The sequence below is a fragment of the Candidatus Pantoea floridensis genome (genome assembly GCF_900215435.1).
In the GTDB taxonomy this organism is placed as follows: domain Bacteria; phylum Pseudomonadota; class Gammaproteobacteria; order Enterobacterales; family Enterobacteriaceae; genus Pantoea; species Pantoea floridensis.
Genome location: NZ_OCMY01000001.1, coordinates 1,921,400 through 1,941,915, shown reverse-complemented (window position 1 = coordinate 1,941,915; position 20,516 = coordinate 1,921,400). Strand labels below are relative to the sequence as shown.

Below are 20,516 nucleotides of genomic sequence, written 5' to 3'. Positions count from 1 at the left end.
ACCAATCCATAAACAAGCTGAAAATCTCTGGTCTCTCTCACCAAAACGCCTCTGGCGTTGTAAGGTTAAGCCTCACGGGTCATTAGTACCGGTTAGCTCAACGCATCGCTGCGCTTACACACCCGGCCTATCAACGTCGTAGTCTTCAACGTCCCTTCAGGACTCTCAAGGAGTCAGGGAGAACTCATCTCGGGGCAAGTTTCGTGCTTAGATGCTTTCAGCACTTATCTTTTCCGCACTTAGCTACCGGGCAGTGCCATTGGCATGACAACCCGAACACCAGTGGTGCGTTCACTCCGGTCCTCTCGTACTAGGAGCAACCCCCCTCAATTCTCCAGCGCCCACGGCAGATAGGGACCGAACTGTCTCACGACGTTCTAAACCCAGCTCGCGTACCACTTTAAACGGCGAACAGCCGTACCCTTGGGACCTACTTCAGCCCCAGGATGTGATGAGCCGACATCGAGGTGCCAAACACCGCCGTCGATATGAACTCTTGGGCGGTATCAGCCTGTTATCCCCGGAGTACCTTTTATCCGTTGAGCGATGGCCCTTCCATTCAGAACCACCGGATCACTATGACCTGCTTTCGCACCTGCTCGAGCCGTCACTCTCGCAGTCAAGCTGGCTTATGCCATTGCACTAACCTCCTGATGTCCGACCAGGATTAGCCAACCTTCGTGCTCCTCCGTTACTCTTTGGGAGGAGACCGCCCCAGTCAAACTACCCACCAGACACTGTCCGCAGCCCGGATTACGGGCCTACGTTAGAACATCAAACATTAAAGGGTGGTATTTCAAGGTTGGCTCCACGCAGACTGGCGTCCACGCTTCAAAGCCTCCCACCTATCCTACACATCAAGGCTCAATGTTCAGTGTCAAGCTATAGTAAAGGTTCACGGGGTCTTTCCGTCTTGCCGCGGGTACACTGCATCTTCACAGCGATTTCAATTTCACTGAGTCTCGGGTGGAGACAGCCTGGCCATCATTACGCCATTCGTGCAGGTCGGAACTTACCCGACAAGGAATTTCGCTACCTTAGGACCGTTATAGTTACGGCCGCCGTTTACCGGGGCTTCGATCAAGAGCTTCTCCTTACGGATAACCCCATCAATTAACCTTCCGGCACCGGGCAGGCGTCACACCGTATACGTCCACTTTCGTGTTTGCACAGTGCTGTGTTTTTAATAAACAGTTGCAGCCAGCTGGTATCTTCGACTGGCTTCAGCTCCGGGAGCAAGTCCCTTCACCTACGCGCCAGCGTGCCTTCTCCCGAAGTTACGGCACCATTTTGCCTAGTTCCTTCACCCGAGTTCTCTCAAGCGCCTTGGTATTCTCTACCTGACCACCTGTGTCGGTTTGGGGTACGATTTCGTGTTACCTGGAGCTTAGAGGCTTTTCCTGGAAGCAGGGCATCAGTTACTTCACCACCGTGGTGGCTCGTCGTCACGCCTCAGCCTTAAGACACCCCGGATTTACCAAAGGTGTCAGCCTACACGCTTAAACCGGGACAACCGTCGCCCGGATAACCTAGCCTTCTCCGTCCCCCCTTCGCAGTAACACCAAGTGCAGGAATATTAACCTGCTTCCCATCGACTACGCTTTTCAGCCTCGCCTTAGGGGTCGACTCACCCTGCTCCGATTAACGTTGAACAGGAACCCTTGGTCTTCCGGCGAGCGGGCTTTTCACCCGCTTTATCGTTACTTATGTCAGCATTCGCACTTCTGATACCTCCAGCAACCCTCACAGGCCACCTTCAACGGCTTACAGAACGCTCCCCTACCCAACAACGTATACGCGTCGCTGCCGCAGCTTCGGTGCATGGTTTAGCCCCGTTACATCTTCCGCGCAGGCCGACTCGACCAGTGAGCTATTACGCTTTCTTTAAATGATGGCTGCTTCTAAGCCAACATCCTGGCTGTCTGTGCCTTCCCACATCGTTTCCCACTTAACCATGACTTTGGGACCTTAGCTGGCGGTCTGGGTTGTTTCCCTCTTCACGACGGACGTTAGCACCCGCCGTGTGTCTCCCGTGATAACATTCTCCGGTATTCGCAGTTTGCATCGGGTTGGTAAGCCGGGATGGCCCCCTAGCCGAAACAGTGCTCTACCCCCGGAGATGAGTTCACGAGGCGCTACCTAAATAGCTTTCGGGGAGAACCAGCTATCTCCCGGTTTGATTGGCCTTTCACCCCCAGCCACAAGTCATCCGCTAATTTTTCAACATTAGTCGGTTCGGTCCTCCAGTTAGTGTTACCCAACCTTCAACCTGCCCATGGCTAGATCACCGGGTTTCGGGTCTATACCCTGCAACTTAACGCCCAGTTAAGACTCGGTTTCCCTGCGGCTCCCCTATACGGTTAACCTTGCTACAGAATATAAGTCGCTGACCCATTATACAAAAGGTACGCAGTCACCCCATAAATGAGGCTCCCACTGCTTGTACGTACACGGTTTCAGGTTCTGTTTCACTCCCCTCGCCGGGGTTCTTTTCGCCTTTCCCTCACGGTACTGGTTCACTATCGGTCAGTCAGGAGTATTTAGCCTTGGAGGATGGTCCCCCCATATTCAGACAGGATACCACGTGTCCCGCCCTACTCTTCGAACTCACAGAATGTGCACTTTCGTGTACGGGACTATCACCCGGTGTCGTGCGACTTTCCAGACGCTTCCACTAATACACAAACTGATTCAGGTTCTGGGCTGCTCCCCGTTCGCTCGCCGCTACTGGGGGAATCTCGGTTGATTTCTTTTCCTCCGGGTACTTAGATGTTTCAGTTCCCCGGGTTCGCCTCGCAACACTATGTATTCATGTTGCGATGATGCACTGAGTGCACCGGGTTTCCCCATTCGGACATCGTCGGCTGTAGCGGTTCATATCACCTTACCGACGCTTTACGCAGATTAGCACGTCCTTCATCGCCTCTGACTGCCAGGGCATCCACCGTGTACGCTTAGTCGCTTAACCTCACAACCCACAGGCGTTTTGCAACGCTGCAGACTGCAAGCATTTGAGAGACTCGAACATGTTGTTATTCATTTCTTATTACGGAGAAATGAACCAACACGTCGTTTCAATTTTCAGCTTGTTCCGGATTGTTAAAGAGCAGTATCTCAAACATGACGGTTACGTCAGTTTTGAGATACGTCGTGGAGACACCTTTCACCTGTCACCAAGCAAGTGGCGTCCCCTAGGGGATTCGAACCCCTGTTGCCGCCGTGAAAGGGCGGAGTCCTAACCGCTAGACGAAGGGGACACGGTAGTGTCACGACTTCGCAGCCGTCTTGCTCATTACTTTTCTATCAGACAATCTGTGTGAGCACTGCGCGGGAAGGTATCTTCAGGTAAGGAGGTGATCCAACCGCAGGTTCCCCTACGGTTACCTTGTTACGACTTCACCCCAGTCATGAATCACAAAGTGGTAAGCGCCCTCCCGAAGGTTAAGCTACCTACTTCTTTTGCAACCCACTCCCATGGTGTGACGGGCGGTGTGTACAAGGCCCGGGAACGTATTCACCGTAGCATTCTGATCTACGATTACTAGCGATTCCGACTTCACGGAGTCGAGTTGCAGACTCCGATCCGGACTACGACGCACTTTATGAGGTCCGCTTGCTCTCGCGAGGTCGCTTCTCTTTGTATGCGCCATTGTAGCACGTGTGTAGCCCTACTCGTAAGGGCCATGATGACTTGACGTCATCCCCACCTTCCTCCAGTTTATCACTGGCAGTCTCCTTTGAGTTCCCGGCATTACCCGCTGGCAACAAAGGATAAGGGTTGCGCTCGTTGCGGGACTTAACCCAACATTTCACAACACGAGCTGACGACAGCCATGCAGCACCTGTCTCAGCGTTCCCGAAGGCACCAAAGCATCTCTGCTAAGTTCGCTGGATGTCAAGAGTAGGTAAGGTTCTTCGCGTTGCATCGAATTAAACCACATGCTCCACCGCTTGTGCGGGCCCCCGTCAATTCATTTGAGTTTTAACCTTGCGGCCGTACTCCCCAGGCGGTCGACTTAACGCGTTAGCTCCGGAAGCCACTCCTCAAGGGAACAACCTCCAAGTCGACATCGTTTACGGCGTGGACTACCAGGGTATCTAATCCTGTTTGCTCCCCACGCTTTCGCACCTGAGCGTCAGTCTTTGTCCAGGGGGCCGCCTTCGCCACCGGTATTCCTCCAGATCTCTACGCATTTCACCGCTACACCTGGAATTCTACCCCCCTCTACAAGACTCTAGCCTGCCAGTTTCGAATGCAGTTCCCAGGTTAAGCCCGGGGATTTCACATCCGACTTGACAGACCGCCTGCGTGCGCTTTACGCCCAGTAATTCCGATTAACGCTTGCACCCTCCGTATTACCGCGGCTGCTGGCACGGAGTTAGCCGGTGCTTCTTCTGCGGGTAACGTCAATCGGTGAGGTTATTAACCTCACCGCCTTCCTCCCCGCTGAAAGTACTTTACAACCCGAAGGCCTTCTTCATACACGCGGCATGGCTGCATCAGGCTTGCGCCCATTGTGCAATATTCCCCACTGCTGCCTCCCGTAGGAGTCTGGACCGTGTCTCAGTTCCAGTGTGGCTGGTCATCCTCTCAGACCAGCTAGGGATCGTCGCCTAGGTGAGCCATTACCCCACCTACTAGCTAATCCCATCTGGGCACATCCGATGGTGTGAGGCCCGAAGGTCCCCCACTTTGGTCTTGCGACGTTATGCGGTATTAGCTACCGTTTCCAGTAGTTATCCCCCTCCATCGGGCAGTTTCCCAGACATTACTCACCCGTCCGCCACTCGTCACCCGAGAGCAAGCTCTCTGTGCTACCGTCCGACTTGCATGTGTTAGGCCTGCCGCCAGCGTTCAATCTGAGCCATGATCAAACTCTTCAATTTAAGTTTGATTTGCTGCAACACGTGCAGCGATGCTCATCTGTAAAACGTCATAATGAATTTCATTATGTGTTCACTCGTGAGGCTTTGATATTTTGTTGCGTCCAAAGACGCTGATATCAATCCTGCGAGTGCCCACACAGATTGTCTGATAAATTGTTAAAGAGCGTTGCGAGCAGCGGGTTAACCGCCTGTCGCGAGGTGGCGTATATTACGCTTTCCCTCTTCAGAGTCAAACACTTTTTTCAGCGCTTTCATCCGGCGGGATGAATTTCTTCACTCCCTGCTGAGCCGCCTGCGTTGCCGCTTTGCCGTCTCAGTGGTGGCGCATTATAGGGAGTTATTCGGAGCTGACAAGCATTTCCTGTAAAAAAATAACTGAGCGCCTCTTTTTTAAACGAACGCGTTAAAAACAGACATTTCTCGCTGAAGAATCAGTCAAAATCGCCAATGCAGTGACATAAATCAGCGCCACCACCATAAACTCCAATGCTATTCTGTTTAGCCAAATGCAATTAACTTTGTTGTAGGCTGACAATTATTAGAGAAGGATTTTCAATGATTCGCTCCGCGCGCAGTATGGCCGGTTTGCCCTGGATCGCCGCCATGGCGTTTTTCATGCAAGCCCTCGACGCCACCATCCTTAATACTGCGCTTCCCGCTATTGCCACCAGCCTTGAACGCTCTCCACTCGCCATGCAATCCGCCATCATCAGTTACACGTTAACGGTAGCGATGCTGATCCCGGTAAGTGGCTGGCTGGCCGATCGCTACGGCACACGCAAAATCTTCATTCTTGCCGTTTCGCTGTTTACCTTGGGTTCACTGGCTTGTGCCTTATCTGGCTCACTGAGCATGTTGGTGATTTCACGCGTGATACAAGGGATTGGCGGAGCAATGATGATGCCCGTCGCGCGCCTGGCACTGCTGCGTGCTTATCCGCGTAGCGAACTGCTACCCGTTTTGAACTTCGTCACTATGCCGGGTTTAGTTGGACCGATTCTCGGCCCGATGCTCGGTGGCTTGCTGGTAACCTACGCCAGCTGGCACTGGATATTCCTGATCAACATTCCCATCGGCATCGCAGGCATCTTTTATGCGCGTAAATATATGCCAGACTTCACCACGCCAAAACGTCGCTTTGATTTTTTAGGCTTCCTGCTGTTTGGTTTGGGCCTTGTGCTGATTTCCGTTGGCATCGAACTGTTTGGCGAGCGCGTCGTGTTGCCATGGCAAGCCGTATTGGTGTTAGTAAGCGGTATTGTGTTACTGCTTCTTTATATTGTGCATGCACGGCGTCATGCAGCACCGCTGATCAATCTTCCCATGTTCAAAACCCGCACCTTCTCGGTCGGCATCCTTGGCAATATTGCCTCACGTCTGGGTACAGGTTGTATCCCCTTCCTGATGCCGCTGATGTTACAGGTGGGCTTTGGTTATCCTGCGATAATCGCAGGATGCATGATGGGACCAACCGCGATTGGCGCAATACTGGCTAAATCCACGGTGACGCAAGTGCTTCGGCGTCTCGGTTATCGCCGTACGTTGGTTGGCATCACAATGATTATCGGTGTACTCATCGCGACGTTCTCATTGCAATCACCGGGCGGGAGCGTAGTTATGCTGCTGGCAGCGCTATTGATTTTGGGTATGGCGATGTCGACACAGTTCACCGCAATGAACACCATAACGCTCGCAGATTTGAATGATGAGAACGCCAGCGGGGGGAACAGTGTGCTGGCAGTCACGCAGCAGCTGTCGATCAGCTTTGGTGTGGCAGTTAGCGCCGCAGTGCTGCGTTTTTATCAGGATTTCGAGACGACCACCGTGCAGCAATTCCACGCCACCTTCCTAACGATGGGCGTTGTCACCGTGTTGTCGGCCTTTACCTTTATGATGTTGCGTCCAGGCGATGGCCGAAATCTCATCGCCAACCGCGAGAAAAAGAAAAAAGCGGTTTAAACCGAACCACGTTCTACCAGCTCCGGCGTCAGCACCAGCGTTTGCTGACTGGCGTCGGGATCGCTCATGCGATGTATCAAGGTATCAATCGCCAGTTCGCCGAGCTCATCTTTCGGTTGATGGACGGTGCTGAGCGGCGGCGTCAGGTAACGCGCCAGCTCGATGTTGTCATAGCCCATCACCGCAATATCCTGCGGCACACGCAATCCAGCCTGAAACAAGGCGTGATAGACGCCAACGGCCATCGCATCGTTGCTGGTAAAGACCGCTTCAGGCAACGAATCTAAAGTCAGTAATTGATTCATGGCGTTAAAACCGCCCTGAAACTCAAAATCACCATCAACGACATAGCCCGGCGGTACCAACAACCCGCTATTAACCATCGCTTTATGGAAACCCTCAAGACGCAAACGCGCCGGGGTTTTATCCTGTGGACCCGCAATACACGCGATGCGCGTATAGCCGCGATCGATCAGATGCTGGGTAGCCAGTTCGCCGCCGAGCAGGGCGTTATCCTGAATGATGTCACCCCGTCCTTCAAACGGTGCCCAGTCCATCATCACCATCGGCACCGACGGATAACGATTGAGGATCTCCGCTGAAGGCAGATGCGTTTCGGTACACATCATTAGCAAACCATCGACACGCTTTTGCATCAGCGTTTCGAGGCTGCGGTTCATGCGTTCTTCATCACCTTCGGTATTGCACAGAATCAGGCTATAGCCGCGTTCGTAACAGCTGTTTTCCACGCCGCGCACCACTTCGGAGTAAAACGGGTTGCTGCTGGCGGTCAGCAACATGCCAATGGTGCGCGTTTGCTTAATCTTCAGGCTGCGCGCCAGCGCGGACGGCGCATAGTTGAGTTCGCGAATCGCCTGATCGACCTTTTCCCGCACCTGTTCGCTAACAAAGCGATTGTTATTGATGACGTGCGAAACGGTGGAGGTCGAGACGCCCGCCAGGCGGGCGACATCTTTCATGGTAGCCAAGCGCTTAGCCCTGTTGTTGCAGGAAGGCGTCGATCTCAGTGCGCCACGGCACTGAGGGCTGCGCGCCCGGACGCGTCACCGCAATCGCCGCGGCGGCATGGGCGAAACGCACGGCATCATGCATCGCCACACCTTCCAGACGCGCGGTGATAAACGCACCGTTAAAAGTATCGCCCGCAGCGATGGTATCGATGGCCTGCACGCTGAAGCCCGGAATACGCACGCCGTTTCCTTGTTCACTCAGCCACACGCCGCGACGGCCTAACGTGATTAACACCGTAGCAATACCTTTGGCATGCAATGCCTGCGCGGCACGCGCTGCGTCTTCATCGTTCTTTACCGCGATGCCGGTGAGAATTTCTGCTTCGGTTTCATTTGGCGTGATGATGTCAATCAATCCGAGCAGCTCATTAGAAAGCTGTGTAGCCGGCGCGGGATTGAGAATGACCTGGGTATGCTGCTCACGGGCAATTTTCGCCGCCGCCAGTACGCTTTCCAGCGGTGATTCCAGCTGCATCAGTAACGCATCGGCATCGGCAATTACCCGCTGATGGTGTGCAACGCGAGCCGGCGTCAGCGCTGCATTGGCGCCGGAATAAATGCCGATATTATTTTCGCCTTCGCCATTCACGAAGATCATCGCTACACCGGTGGCTTCTTCCGCAACGATTTCGACCGGCGCAGTATCAATGCGATCCTGCTGCAGCTGCTGACGAATGCGTGCGCCAATATCATCGGCACCGACGCAGGCAATAAAGGCAATGTCAGCACCGGCACGGCCAGCGGCCACCGCCTGATTGGCCCCTTTGCCGCCAAAGGCAATTTGATACTGTTTCCCGATCACCGTTTCGCCCGGACGTGGAAAGTGGGTGAGGTTAAGGATGTGATCGGCATTAATGCTGCCGAGAACGGCCAGTTTTGCGCGTTTGCTCATTGGGATTCATCCAGAAAGATGCGCCACCGGGAAGGTGGCGCGTTGCCCTGCTTTTCTTTACTTATTATTTAGTCACCAGCTTCAGGTCAACCGGGTTCACCGACTGCACCTTCTCGCCTTTCAGTACTTTATCGGCGGTCTGCACGCCAATCACGCCAATTTTGTCTGGCATCTGTGCCACAGTAGCGGTCAGTTTACCCGATTCTACCGCTTTCACGCCGTCAGCAGTGCCATCGAAGCCCACCACCAGCACGTCGGTTTTACCGGCCGTTTGCAGCGCACGCAGCGCGCCCAGCGCCATTTCGTCATTCTGTGCGAACACCGCCTGCACATCCGGATGGCCCTGCAGCAGGTTCTGCATGACGTTCAAACCTTTAGTACGGTCAAAGTCAGCAGGCTGGCTCGCCAGGATGTTGAATTTGTGCGCATCTGCCGCTTGTTTAAAGCCTTCGCCACGCTCGCGCGCCGCAGACGTACCGGCAATGCCCTGCAGTTCAATGATTTTCGCGCCATCGCCCAGCTTTTTAGCGATGAAGTCACCGGCCATTTTGCCGCCGAAACGGTTGTCAGAAGCAACGTGGCTCACCACGGTACCTTGCGCAGCAACACGGTCCAGAGTGATCACCGGAATGTTCGCCTGGTTCGCCATTTTCACCGCGTTGCCTACCGCATCAGAATCGGTTGGGTTGATCAGCAGCAGCTTGGTGCCGCGTACGGTCAGATCCTGCACGTTCGCCAGCTCTTTCGCCGGGTTGTTCTGCGAATCCAGCACGACAAGGTTATAACCCAGTTGATCAGCTTCTTTCTGTGCGCCATCTTTCAGTGACACAAAGAACGGATTATTCAGGGTTGAAACCACCAGAGCAATGGTGTCCTTGGCCATTGCGCCAGCACTGAGGGTGGCGCCAAGAATGACGGCCAATGCAGTTAACTTTTTCATTTTTAAATCCTGTGTGAAGGTCAGAGTTATTTACTGCTTTTGTTATCCACCAGCACCGCTAGCAGAATGACGACGGCTTTAACAATCATTTGGTAGTAAGACGATACGCCCATCAGATTCAGGCCGTTATTCAGGAAGCCGAGGATCAGCGCACCAATCAGCGTGCCCATGATGCGGCCTTTACCGCCCGCCAGGCTGGTGCCGCCCAGCACCACCGCGGCAATGGCATCCAGTTCATAACCGGTACCCGCCGTGGGTTGTGCGGAAGAGAGGCGTGCCACTTCGATAGTGCCTGCCAATGCCGCCAGCAGGCCGCACAGCGAATAGACGATGATTTTGACGCGGTTAACGCTGATACCGGATAAGCGTGTAGCCGCTTCGTTACCGCCCAGCGCGTAGATGTAACGTCCGAGGCGCGTGTGATGCAGCATGTACCACGCGAGTGCAAATACCACTGCCATCAGCCAAACCGGCGTTGGGATGCCCAGCGGGCGGCCAATACCGAACCAGCCGAACAGATCGGCGTTATCGTTGAAACCGGTATTGATTGGGCTGCCGTTGGTATAAACCATAGTGACGCCGCGCAGCAGCAGCATCATCACCAGCGTGGCGATAAAAGCCTGCACCTTGCCGCGTGCGACTATTACACCGGTAACAGCGCCAATTGCCGCGCCGAGCGCCAGCGAAGCCGCTACGGCGACCAGCGCATTCACTTCTAATCCGACAATTGATGCCGCTACCGCGCCCGTCAGCGCCAGCAGCGATCCCACCGACAAATCAATGCCTGAAGTCAGAATCACCAGCGTCATCCCCACCGCCATGATGGCGTTGACCGACGTCTGCTGCAGAATGTTGAACATATTCGGCAGCGTAAAGAAATTTGGGCTCTGGCTGGCGACCACGGCGATCAGCACGATCAACGCAATCAGGGATTTCTGCTCCAGCAGCCAGGCTTTGCTGAACCAGCGGCGGCTGGCGGGTAGGGTTTGGGTGCTCATACAACTAACTCCTCGCTGTGTTGCTTACCGACTGCCGCTGCCATCAGGGATTCCTGGGTAGCCTGCTCGCGGGAAAATTCGCCACTCAGATGGCCTTCATGCATCACCACGATGCGATCGCTCATGCCCAACACTTCCGGCATTTCTGACGACACCAAAATGATGCTCAGCCCTTCGGCTTTAAACTGGTTAATTAACTGATAGATCTCTTTTTTCGCCCCAACGTCGACGCCGCGTGTTGGCTCATCAAGAATCAGCACATCGGGGCGTGTCATCAGACCGCGCGCAATCGCTACTTTCTGCTGATTACCACCGGACAGCAGCCCAATCGGCTGCTCCATGGAGGGGGTTTTAACGTTGAACAGGCGGATAAAATCGCCCACCGCCAGCTGCTCATCGCTGTGCCGGAGATTGCCCGCGCCGGTACTGAAATAGCGCAGCGCGGTCAGCGACATGTTCTCTTTCACCGACATGCCGAGCACCAGGCCATCGCGCTTGCGGTCTTCGGAGATATAGACGATGCCGTTCGCTAAGCCATCCTGCGGTGAGCGGGTCACGATCTCACGTCCATTCAGCGTGACTTTGCCTTTGCTGCGTGGCAGCGCGCCGTACAGCACTTTCATCAGTTCAGTGCGGCCCGCGCCCATCAGGCCGGATACGCCAAGAATTTCTCCTTTGCGCAGCGTAAAGCTGACGTTATCAACGCCCGGCCCGCTCAGGTTTTCGACTTTTAAACGGATCTCGCCGGGTTGTTGATCAATGCGTGGATATTGATCTTCCAGTTTGCGCCCCACCATCATCTCGATCAGGCTCTCTTCGCGGAGATCGCTGACCGCGCGCTCGGCAATAAACTGCCCGTCGCGGAACACGGTGACGTCATCGCAAATCTCGAAGATCTCTTTCATGCGGTGCGAGATATAGACAATGCCGCAGCCCTGCGCTTTTAGTTCGTTGATCACGCGGAACAGCGACAGCGTTTCGGTATCGGTGAGCGCATCGGTCGGTTCATCCATAATGATGACTTTTGACTCGAAGCTAAGCACTTTCGCGATCTCAACCATCTGCTGATCGCCAATCGACAAATCGCCCACCAGCTTGTGGCTGCTGAAGCGCAGATTAAGGCGTTGTAACAGTCCATCCGCTGCGGCATACATCTTTTTCCATTCGATGCGGCCAAAGCGGTTAACAAATTCACGACCAAGGAAAATATTTTCGGCGACGGTCAGCTGCGGAATCAGGTTCAGTTCCTGATGGATAATACCAATGCCCGCTTCCTGCGAAGCTTTAGGGCCCGAGAACGCCACATCCTTACCCAGCCACTGCATGGAGCCAGCGTCCATGCTGTAAATGCCGGTCAGCACTTTCATCATGGTAGATTTACCGGCACCGTTTTCGCCCACCAGCGCCATCACGCGGCCAGGATAGACGGCAAGCGAGGCGCCATTCAGCGCTTTCACGCCAGGAAACGACTTTTCAATCCCTTTGAGTTGCAATAACGGTTGCATAACGGCCTCAGAAGGTCACGCCAGCGCTCAGAATGACATTCGCATACGGAGAACACTCTCCGCTGCGAATGACCGCCTGACTACGCTGTGTCTGTTGTTTGAATTGTTCATGGCTGGTGTAACGGATGGTGATGACATTCCCCTGGTGCCGTTGCAAGGCTTCGAGCACGGCGAGCAGTGCGCTGTGGAGCGGCGGATTATGCTGTTTAATCTCCTCCGCCATCAGGGCGCTTTCGACCTGCATCTCCTGCGTGATAACGTCGACCACCTGTAAAAATTCGGGCGTACCCGGCGTTAATGCCAGATCGATGCGCTGTGGACCGGCCGGAATCGGCAATCCTGCATCTGCAATCGTCAGCGTATCGGTGTGCCCCAGGCGGGCAATCACATGAGAGACTTCAGCGTTTAACAAGCGACCTTTTTTCATTTCTTCCACTCCACAGCGAAACGTTTCGCTGATCGGGAGTGTATAAAATGCGCGCGGCAACTCAATGACGACATCACGGAAATGTGATCGCCATCGAAACGTTTCGCTTGTGCCAGCGGGAATTTGAGTTTGGTGGGATGGCGGAGCCGCTTACACGGCCCCGGGGAGGAAATTATGGCAGTTTACGTACCTGTTTCACGTCCAGTTCGATCGCGTTGAAATCCTTATCCAGTTCACCGGTCAGCTCCACCTGATCCTTCGGTGTGATGGTCAAACCGTTCCAGCGTTTATGATCGATTTCGACCTTCATGGTGCCAGTAGCATCGCGGAACTGATAATCCTCATCACCAATTTGCTTCTCCAGCGTACCGCGTACGGTAATCCAGCTATCGTCTTTCATCTCTTCGGCCTGTTTTACCGTGACGATGCTAGTGTTATCGGCTTTGAAACCACCAGACTTGACCTGTGCCGTTGGTGCAGTGGGATCCACAAAACCCCCTTGCTGCGCAGCAAGAACCGGCGTAGCAGCCAGCGCGACAATCGCGAATAAAGCAGCAGATTTTTTCATTTCTCACCTCGTTTCCATGAATGTGTTGGTTTACATGCGCTATTTCACCATAAGGTTCTTAACAGGATCTTAAGAGAACGCTTTGCGCGTACATTCCTGAAAAATAGCCTATTTGCCGCGATTTTCGCTGTACAAGAAAGAATGTGCTTCGTATAACTCCGCTTAACAGAAGGAGAAGTTATGCGCATTTTATTGATAGAAGATGACGCCCTGATTGGCGACGGTTTGAAGGTTGGCCTCACCAAACTCGGCTTCAGCGTCGACTGGTTTGTCTCGGGGGAAAGCGGATTTCAGGCCCTAACCGCCGCGCCCTGGGATGCGGTAGTGCTGGATCTGTCGCTGCCGGAACGCGATGGTTTAGACATCCTGCGTCAATGGCGCCAGCAAGGACACGATGTGCCGGTGCTGATTCTCACGGCGCGCGATGCGCTCGATCAGCGCGTGCAAGGATTGCAGCTCGGCGCCGACGATTACCTGTGCAAGCCGTTTGCGCTAACAGAAGTAGCCGCACGTTTGCAGGCGCTGATCCGTCGTCGTCATGGACAGCTGCAGCCAGAGCTTAAACACGGCAAGGTTACCCTGGCACCCGGCAGCCACAGCGTAATGTGCGATGGCGAAGCCGTCAGCCTGAAGAGTCGGGAACTGGCGCTGTTGGAGCTCTTTCTGCGTAATCCTGGCCGCGTGCTAACGCGCAGCCAGCTGGAAGAAAAACTGTATAGCTGGGATGAAGATGTCTCCAGCAATGCGGTGGAAGTCCATATTCATCATCTGCGTAAAAAACTCGGCAGCCAGTTTATTCGTACCGTGCATGGCGTGGGCTATACGCTGGGAGCGGTGGAATGAGTCTGTTCCTGCGCCTCGCCATCGGCTTTGTCGTGCTGATCCTCTTGTGCGGCGGACTTGCCGGCCTCAGCGCCTGGCAGCAAACCCGCGATACGGTGAACGAGCTGTTTGATACGCAGCAAATGCTGTTCGCAAAGCGCCTGATCGCGCTCGATCCCACCTCGCGGCAAGACGTTACGCTGCCAAAAACCAAATCTATCCTGCGTCATCATCGGGGCGATCAGGATGATGATGCACTGGCATTTGCCATTTACAGCGCCGAGGGCAAGCCGCTGTTGAACGATGGCGAAAACGGTCGCGATTTGCAGTTTGATCATCAGCGCGATGGTTTTGTCGATGGCCACCTGCGCGACGATAAAGACAGCTGGCGCTTAGTGTGGCTTACCTCTGCCGATAAACGCTATCGCGTGGTGGTGGGTCAGGAGTGGGAATATCGCGATGATATGACGCGCGATTTGGCACTCAGCAGCTTGTTACCCTGGCTGATCGCCATGCCTTTTATGCTGCTGTTTTTGCTGGCGCTGGTGTGGTTTGAGCTGCGTCCATTGAAACGCCTTACCGCATCGCTGCATCAGCGTGCGCCGGATGATGCTAAACCGCTGCCGGACGCGCGCCTGCCCAATGAGGTGAAACCGCTGGTGGTAGCGCTGAATGGTTTGTTTAACCGCATGGCACAGCTGGTACAACGTGAACGCCGCTTTACCTCCGATGCCGCCCATGAGCTGCGTAGCCCGCTGGCGGCGCTGCGCGTACAGAGCGAAGTGATTCAGCTGGCCGATGATGATGAAACGATGCGCAAACGCGCCATTCAGCAGCTGGATAGCGGCATCGTGCGCGCCACGCGCTTGGTGGATCAGCTACTGACGCTTTCACGCGTCGAGGCTGACGATCTGCGCAGCGAATTTCAACCGGTCGCTTTGGCGCCGCTGCTGCAAAATCTGCTGGCGGAGCATTTCCCGCAGGCGGAACAGCAGCATACCGATTTAGTATTTACTCACCACGCCGAACCGGTGATGAACGGTCATCCGCTGTTGCTGAATTTAATGGTGCGTAATCTGCTGGATAACGCGCTGCGCTACTCACCTTCGGGCAGCATCATCAATGTGCAGCTTAATGCGCGCGCCATTACCGTTGACGATAACGGACCTGGCGTCAGCGAAGAACAACTGGCGAGGCTGGGTGAACGCTTCTGGCGACCGCCGGGACAGACACAAACCGGCAGTGGATTGGGGCTTTCCATTGTGAAGAATATTGCCCAGCTGCACGGCATTCGATTGCAGTTCAGCCAGCGCGTCAGCGGAGGATTGCGCGTCACCTTAAGCTGGTGACGCGCAGAGCGTTAAATCTCGACCTGGGTTCCCAGTTCAATCACGCGGTTCGGTGGGATTTCAAACTGATCTGGCGCGCGCAGCGCATTACGTTGCAGCGCGAGGAACAGCTTGCCACGCAGGCGCAGATACCACGGACGATCGCCGATTATCAGCGATTCATGCGACATGAAGAACGAGGTTTCCATCATGCGGCAATTCAGCCCTTCAAGGCCGCAGCGGTGGAAAATCTCCTCCACGTTCGGCGTTTCACGCCAGCCGTAGCTGGCCACTACGCGCCAGAAAGTGGGCGACAGCTGCTCAATCGTCACTCGACGTACGTTGTGCACGTAAGGTGCATCTTCAGTGCGCAGCGTCAGCAGCACCACGCGCTCATGCAGCACTTTGTTGTGTTTGAGATTATGTAGCATGGCAAATGGAATCACATTGAGCGCACGCGACATGTATACCGCAGTACCTGGCACGCGCACCGGCGGCGATTTCTCCAGTGAAGCAATCATCGCTTCCAGAGAGTTACCGTGCTCATGCATACGACGCAGCAGGCGGAAACGCTCGCTTTTCCAGGTGGTCATAATGATGAACATCATCAGCGCCAGCGTCAGCGGCAGCCAGCCGCCGGAGAACACTTTGATCAAGTTGGCGGAGAACAGCGACACATCGATGCATAACATGGCAATCAGAATCAGCACTACCAGATAGCGGTTCCAGTGCCAGTTTTGAATCGCCACGGTAGAGCAAAGAATCGCGGTCAGCACCATGGTGCCCGTTACCGCAATGCCGTACGCCGCGGCCAAATTGCTGGAGTGCTCGAAGCCGACAATCACAATTACCACCGAGAAGTAGAGCAGCCAGTTGATCACCGGAATATAAATCTGCCCGAACTCTTCCTCAGAGGTGTGCACAATGCGCATTGGCGGCAGGTAGCCGAGACGCACCGCCTGACGGGTTAACGAGAACACGCCGGAAATCACCGCCTGCGAGGCGATCACCGTGGCTAAGGTCGCCAGAATCAACATCGGGATCAGCATCCAGTCCGGCGCGAGCAGGAAGAACGGGTTTTTGATCGCTTCCGGATGTTTGAGCAGCAGCGCCCCCTGGCCAAAGTAGTTCAGCACCAGCGATGGCAGCACCACGATGAACCAGGCAAGACGAATCGGGAATTTACCGAAGTGGCCCATATCGGCATACAGCGCTTCCACGCCGGTAATTGCCAGCACCACCGCGCCAAGCGCGAAGAAGGAAACGGTTTTGTATTCGATAAAGAAGTGAAGCGCCCAGTAGGGATTCATCGCGTGCAGCACGTCCGGGTTGCTGATGATGCTGCGCGCGCCCAATACCGCCAGAACCAGGAACCACAGCAGCATCACCGGTGCGAACAGCTTACCGACAATGCCGGTGCCGTGCTTCTGGATAACAAACAGCAGGGTCAAAACGGCGATCGCCAGGGGCACGATGTAGGCATCCAGACTTGGGGCCGCAATTTCCAGCCCCTCAATCGCAGAAAGTACCGAAACGGCTGGCGTAATCACCACTTCGCCGTAGAAGAAGCTGCCGCCAATCAGTCCCATGATCACCAGAATCGCCGTTGCTCTGGCGCCAGTATTGCGTCCGGCCAGCGACATCAGCGTCAAAATTCCGCCTTCTCCGGCGTTATCTGCACGCATCACGTAGCTGATGTACTTGAGTGATACCACCAGAATCAGCAGCCAGAAGATCAGCGAAAGAAAGCCAAAAACCGCTTCACGTTCAACGCCAAAACCAAACTGGCCAGAGAGACATTCACGCAATGTATAGAGCGGGCTGGTACCGATATCGCCATACACCACGCCAATGGCCGCCAGCGTGACTGCACCAAGGGACTGTTTCTTATCCGAGCTCATAAGTTGTCTTTTGTTGGAGCCGGAGGCACTTGCCTACCGCTCAAGCCATCAAAAAGCGCACAGTATGCACATATTCCCAAAAAAACCTACTCTTACAAAGTGTCACCATCGCGTCGGTGACGCGGTTTTTCGCCGAAAATCCGGCTAAAAAACCGTTGGAAGCGGCGAGTTCTCTCGCATCAACCTTCTGAAACAAAAAAGCTGACGGCTATCAACGCATTCGCGCATGATAATCAGTAGAGTATTGCGCTCGCCAAACTATGACGGCACCAGGATCAAAAGGATAATGATGTGATTATGGCTCAACCCCATCTTTTGGCAGAAAGAATTTCTCGCCTGAGCAACGCGCTGGAAAAAGGGCTGTATGAACGCCATCACGCGATCCGTCTCTGTCTGCTGGCCGCGCTCAGCGGGGAAAGCGTGTTTTTGCTTGGGCCGCCGGGCATCGCCAAGAGCCTTATCGCCCGCCGCCTGAAATATGCCTTCCAGCACGCCCGCGCTTTTGAATATCTGATGACCCGTTTTTCTACCCCTGAAGAGGTGTTTGGCCCGCTGTCGATTCAAGCACTCAAAGATGAGGGCCGCTATCAGCGACTGACCAAAGGCTATCTGCCCGATGCTGAGATTGTCTTCCTTGATGAAATCTGGAAAGCCGGCCCGGCGATTCTGAATACCCTGCTAACCGCCATCAACGAACGCCGCTTCCGTAACGGCGATAGCGAAGAAAAAATCCCAATGCGCCTGCTGGTTACCGCCTCCAACGAATTGCCTGAAGCGGATAGCGGACTGGAAGCACTGTATGACCGCATGTTGATTCGTCTGTGGCTGGATAATGTGCATGAGAAACAGAATTTCCGCAGCATGCTCACCCATCAGCAGGACGAAAACGACAATCCTGTGGCGGAGTCACTGCGCATCAGCGATGAAGAGTATGAGCAGTGGCAGAAAGGCATCAGCCAGGTCAGCCTGCCGGATCACGTGTTCGAACTGATTTATCAGCTACGTCAGCAACTAGAAACGCTGCCGGATGCGCCCTACATCTCCGATCGCCGCTGGAAAAAAGCCATTCATTTGTTGCAGGCCAGCGCATTCTATAGTGGTCGCGTAACCATCGCCCCCATCGATTTAATTCTGCTGAAAGATTGTCTATGGCATGACGTGGCCTCGATGAAGCTGCTGGATCGCGAAATTGATACGCTGATGTCGCAACATGCGTGGCAGCAACAGGCGCTGCTACACAAACTGCAGCAGATCAAAGGCCGTCGCCTGGCGCTGCAACAGCAGCAAAGTGTGGCGCAAGCGCTGACGCTGGAGAAACACAGCGGCATGTTCAGCCGCAAACCGCATTATGAATTACCCGCCGCGATTGCGGACGAACAGCTGACACTGATGCTGCAACAGCCGCTAATGCTGCACGATATGCAGGTAACGCACATTCTGCTGGGGCGTGAAGCCCTGAATCAGTGGCTGCTGAAAGGCGGCGAAATCCGTGGCAAGTTAAATGGCATTGGCTTTGGTCAGACGCTCGATATGCTGGTGGATACGCATCACTGCCTGACGCTGCGCGATGTTAGCCTGCAATCCACGCGACTCACGCTGCCGGGCGCCAGCAACAGCAGCGAGATGCCGCAGGAGATCGCCGATGAATATGAGGCGCTGGAAACGCAGCTGCGCACGCAACGTACGCTATTTAGCCAGCAGCAGCGCTGTTTATTCATTAGCGATGACTGGCTGGCTCGCATTGAAACCAGCCTGCAGGATGTAGCGGAACAGCTGAAACAGGCGAGAAAATGATCTCGCTAGAGACGCTGAGTACGCTGCTATCAATTGGTGAAACCGAGCTGATAGAAGAGCTGATCATCGCGTTACTCGCCTCGCCGCAGCTGGCGCTTTTTTTTGAAAAATTTCCCCGCATGAAGCAGGCATTAATGCGCGATCTGCCGCGCTGGCGATCGGAGATTGCCGAGCAGATCAAAGCCACGCCGGTGCCGGAAACGCTGGCGCAGGAATTTCAGCTGTTTCAGCAGATGCAGCTGCTCAGCACGCAAAATTTCACCCAGCAGTTACCCCACATCATGACGCAGCTGAAAAGTCTGCCGTCGCCGTTTATTGAAGAAGCCAGCAAACTGCTTCTTAATGCCGAAAACACACAGCTCAGTAACGCGCAGCACACGCTGTTTCTGCAACGCTGGCGCCTCAGCCTGACACTGCAAACGCTGACGCTAAATGAAACCATTCTGGAAGAGCAGCGCGAACGCCTGATGGCGGAGCTGCAGCAGCGCATGGCGATCAGCGGTCAGCTGGCACCGATTCTTACCGATGACGATGAGGCCGCGGCTGGTCGCCTGTGGGATTTGAGCAAAGCGCCGCTGCAGCACGGCGATTACGAGCTGATTGTGCAGTATGGCGATTTCCTTGCTCAGCAGCCGGAACTGATGAAGCTGGCGCAACAGCTGGGACGCAGCCGCGAGGCCAAATCGGTGCCATCGCAGGATGCGCCGCTGGAGGCGTTTCACCAACTGGTGCGTGAACCGGATAATGTGCCGGAAGAGGTCAGCGGCATTCATCAGAGCGATGATGTGCTGCGCCTGCTACCGCCAGAGCTGGCGGCGCTGAGCATTAGCGAGTTAGAGCTGGAATTTTATCGACGTTTGGTCGAGAAACGCTTGCTGACCTACCGTTTACAGGGCGATGCGTGGCACGAAAAAGTCACCATGAGACCGGTTAGCCACCAGCAACACGAAGAGCAGCCGCGCGGACCGTTTATCGTCTGCGTGGATACCTCCGGTTCGATGGGCGGTTTCAACGAACGCTGCGCCAAAGCTTTTTGCCTGGCGCTGCTGAAAGTGGCGCTGGCGGATAAGCGCCGCTGCTACATCATGTTGTTTGCACATGAAGTGATCGGCTATGAGCTCACCGCCGACAACGGCATTGAGCAGGCCATTCGTTTTCTCAGCCAGCGCTTTCGCGGCGGCACCGATCTCGCCGCCTGCCTTGCCGCCGTAGTAAAACGCATGGAAGGCAACGCGTGGCAGGAAGCGGATGCGGTGATCGTGTCGGATTTTATTGCCCAGCGTTTGCCCGACGATGTCGTTAGCACCATTAAGCAGCGTCAGCGCCACTATCAACAGCGCTTCCACGCGGTCGCGATGTCGCTGCATGGCAAACCCGGCATTCTGCGCATTTTCGATCACATCTGGCGCTTTGATACCGGCCTGAAAAGTCGCCTGCTGCGCCGCTGGCAGCGCTAAGTCATCT

At 54.7% G+C, this 20,516-nt stretch carries 13 protein-coding genes, 1 tRNA gene and 2 rRNA genes; 5 read left to right on the top strand and 11 right to left on the bottom strand.

The features are described from left to right. Positions 1-61: 61 nt before the first annotated feature. From CRO19_RS09030 to CRO19_RS09020, 3 genes are all read right to left on the bottom strand, one after another. Positions 62-2,968 (bottom strand): 23S ribosomal RNA (locus tag CRO19_RS09030). A 214-nt stretch (positions 2,969-3,182) separates the two neighbouring features. Continuing rightward, positions 3,183-3,257 (bottom strand) — tRNA-Glu (locus CRO19_RS09025). 89 nt (positions 3,258-3,346) lie between these two features. Continuing rightward, a 16S ribosomal RNA gene (locus CRO19_RS09020) occupies positions 3,347-4,887 on the bottom strand. The 16S and 23S rRNA genes sit together here with 1 tRNA gene alongside, the layout of an rRNA operon. A 555-nt stretch (positions 4,888-5,442) precedes the next feature. Between CRO19_RS09020 and mdtD the strand changes: the two genes are divergently transcribed. Then, the gene (mdtD, locus tag CRO19_RS09015; RefSeq protein WP_097095531.1) at positions 5,443-6,846 is read left to right on the top strand and encodes a multidrug transporter subunit MdtD; all 1,404 of its coding nucleotides are present in this window, start codon (positions 5,443-5,445) and stop codon (positions 6,844-6,846) included. On the opposite strand, the gene rbsR is transcribed toward mdtD, so the two are convergent. The 7 genes from rbsR to CRO19_RS08980 all read right to left on the bottom strand — a co-directional run bounded on the left by rbsR (position 6,843) and on the right by CRO19_RS08980 (position 13,207). Further along, the gene (rbsR, locus tag CRO19_RS09010; RefSeq protein WP_370659788.1) at positions 6,843-7,835 is read right to left on the bottom strand and encodes a ribose operon transcriptional repressor RbsR; all 993 of its coding nucleotides are present in this window, start codon (positions 7,833-7,835) and stop codon (positions 6,843-6,845) included. The two genes, mdtD and rbsR, sit on opposite strands and share 4 nt — an antisense overlap. A 4-nt stretch (positions 7,836-7,839) precedes the next feature. Beyond that, entirely contained in the window at positions 7,840-8,769 is a 930-nt protein-coding gene (gene rbsK / locus CRO19_RS09005) for a ribokinase (RefSeq protein ID WP_097095529.1), read from the bottom strand. 64 nt (positions 8,770-8,833) lie between these two features. After that, entirely contained in the window at positions 8,834-9,709 is an 876-nt protein-coding gene (rbsB, locus tag CRO19_RS09000) for a ribose ABC transporter substrate-binding protein RbsB (RefSeq protein WP_097095528.1), read from the bottom strand. Between the two features lie 26 nt (positions 9,710-9,735). Continuing rightward, positions 9,736-10,707 (bottom strand): ribose ABC transporter permease, encoded by a 972-nt coding sequence (gene rbsC / locus CRO19_RS08995; RefSeq protein WP_097095527.1) that lies wholly within the window; start codon positions 10,705-10,707, stop codon positions 9,736-9,738. After that, positions 10,704-12,212 carry a ribose ABC transporter ATP-binding protein RbsA gene (rbsA, locus tag CRO19_RS08990; RefSeq protein ID WP_097095526.1) on the bottom strand — a complete coding sequence of 503 codons (1,509 nt, stop codon included), beginning with the start codon at positions 12,210-12,212 and terminating at the stop codon, positions 10,704-10,706. Before rbsA ends, rbsC begins: the two co-directional genes overlap by 4 nt. A gap of 7 nt (positions 12,213-12,219) precedes the next feature. Then, entirely contained in the window at positions 12,220-12,639 is a 420-nt protein-coding gene (gene rbsD, locus CRO19_RS08985) for a D-ribose pyranase (protein WP_097095525.1), read from the bottom strand. A gap of 172 nt (positions 12,640-12,811) precedes the next feature. Further along, complete coding sequence (locus tag CRO19_RS08980) at positions 12,812-13,207, bottom strand: YgiW/YdeI family stress tolerance OB fold protein (protein ID WP_097095524.1); 396 nt, start codon at positions 13,205-13,207, stop codon at positions 12,812-12,814. A gap of 180 nt (positions 13,208-13,387) precedes the next feature. Here CRO19_RS08980 and qseB point away from each other — a divergent pair, with 180 nt between their 5' ends. Together qseB and qseC are read left to right on the top strand one after the other, a co-directional pair. Then, positions 13,388-14,050 carry a quorum sensing response regulator transcription factor QseB gene (qseB, locus tag CRO19_RS08975; RefSeq protein ID WP_097095523.1) on the top strand — a complete coding sequence of 221 codons (663 nt, stop codon included), beginning with the start codon at positions 13,388-13,390 and terminating at the stop codon, positions 14,048-14,050. Further along, a complete protein-coding gene (gene qseC, locus CRO19_RS08970; RefSeq protein WP_097095522.1) occupies positions 14,047-15,378 on the top strand; it encodes a quorum sensing histidine kinase QseC in 1,332 nt (443 codons plus the stop codon). Before qseB ends, qseC begins: the two co-directional genes overlap by 4 nt. Positions 15,379-15,389: 11 nt before the next feature. On the opposite strand, the gene kup is transcribed toward qseC, so the two are convergent. Beyond that, entirely contained in the window at positions 15,390-17,258 is a 1,869-nt protein-coding gene (gene kup, locus CRO19_RS08965) for a low affinity potassium transporter Kup (RefSeq protein WP_097095521.1), read from the bottom strand. A gap of 297 nt (positions 17,259-17,555) precedes the next feature. On the opposite strand from kup, the gene ravA reads away from it, so the two are divergent. Together ravA and viaA are read left to right on the top strand one after the other, a co-directional pair. Further along, on the top strand, positions 17,556-19,052 hold the full coding sequence (gene ravA, locus CRO19_RS08960) for an ATPase RavA (RefSeq protein WP_097097620.1): 1,497 nt from the start codon (positions 17,556-17,558) through the stop codon (positions 19,050-19,052). After that, on the top strand, positions 19,049-20,509 hold the full coding sequence (gene viaA / locus CRO19_RS08955; RefSeq protein ID WP_097095520.1) for an ATPase RavA stimulator ViaA: 1,461 nt from the start codon (positions 19,049-19,051) through the stop codon (positions 20,507-20,509). The genes ravA and viaA overlap by 4 nt, the downstream gene beginning before the upstream one ends. The last annotated feature ends 7 nt before the right edge of the window (positions 20,510-20,516 follow it).

What these genes read in the sequence shown, in the direction of transcription:
- mdtD (WP_097095531.1), top strand. Translation starts at nt 5,443, where the DNA reads ATGATTCGCTCCGCGCGCAGTATGGCCGGTTTGCCCTGGATCGCCGCC.
- rbsK (WP_097095529.1), bottom strand. Translation starts at nt 8,769, where the DNA reads ATGAGCAAACGCGCAAAACTGGCCGTTCTCGGCAGCATTAATGCCGAT.
- rbsB (WP_097095528.1), bottom strand. Translation starts at nt 9,709, where the DNA reads ATGAAAAAGTTAACTGCATTGGCCGTCATTCTTGGCGCCACCCTCAGT.
- rbsC (WP_097095527.1), bottom strand. Translation starts at nt 10,707, where the DNA reads ATGAGCACCCAAACCCTACCCGCCAGCCGCCGCTGGTTCAGCAAAGCC.
- rbsA (WP_097095526.1), bottom strand. Translation starts at nt 12,212, where the DNA reads ATGCAACCGTTATTGCAACTCAAAGGGATTGAAAAGTCGTTTCCTGGC.
- rbsD (WP_097095525.1), bottom strand. Translation starts at nt 12,639, where the DNA reads ATGAAAAAAGGTCGCTTGTTAAACGCTGAAGTCTCTCATGTGATTGCC.
- CRO19_RS08980 (WP_097095524.1), bottom strand. Translation starts at nt 13,207, where the DNA reads ATGAAAAAATCTGCTGCTTTATTCGCGATTGTCGCGCTGGCTGCTACG.
- qseB (WP_097095523.1), top strand. Translation starts at nt 13,388, where the DNA reads ATGCGCATTTTATTGATAGAAGATGACGCCCTGATTGGCGACGGTTTG.
- qseC (WP_097095522.1), top strand. Translation starts at nt 14,047, where the DNA reads ATGAGTCTGTTCCTGCGCCTCGCCATCGGCTTTGTCGTGCTGATCCTC.
- kup (WP_097095521.1), bottom strand. Translation starts at nt 17,258, where the DNA reads ATGAGCTCGGATAAGAAACAGTCCCTTGGTGCAGTCACGCTGGCGGCC.
- ravA (WP_097097620.1), top strand. Translation starts at nt 17,556, where the DNA reads ATGGCTCAACCCCATCTTTTGGCAGAAAGAATTTCTCGCCTGAGCAAC.
- viaA (WP_097095520.1), top strand. Translation starts at nt 19,049, where the DNA reads ATGATCTCGCTAGAGACGCTGAGTACGCTGCTATCAATTGGTGAAACC.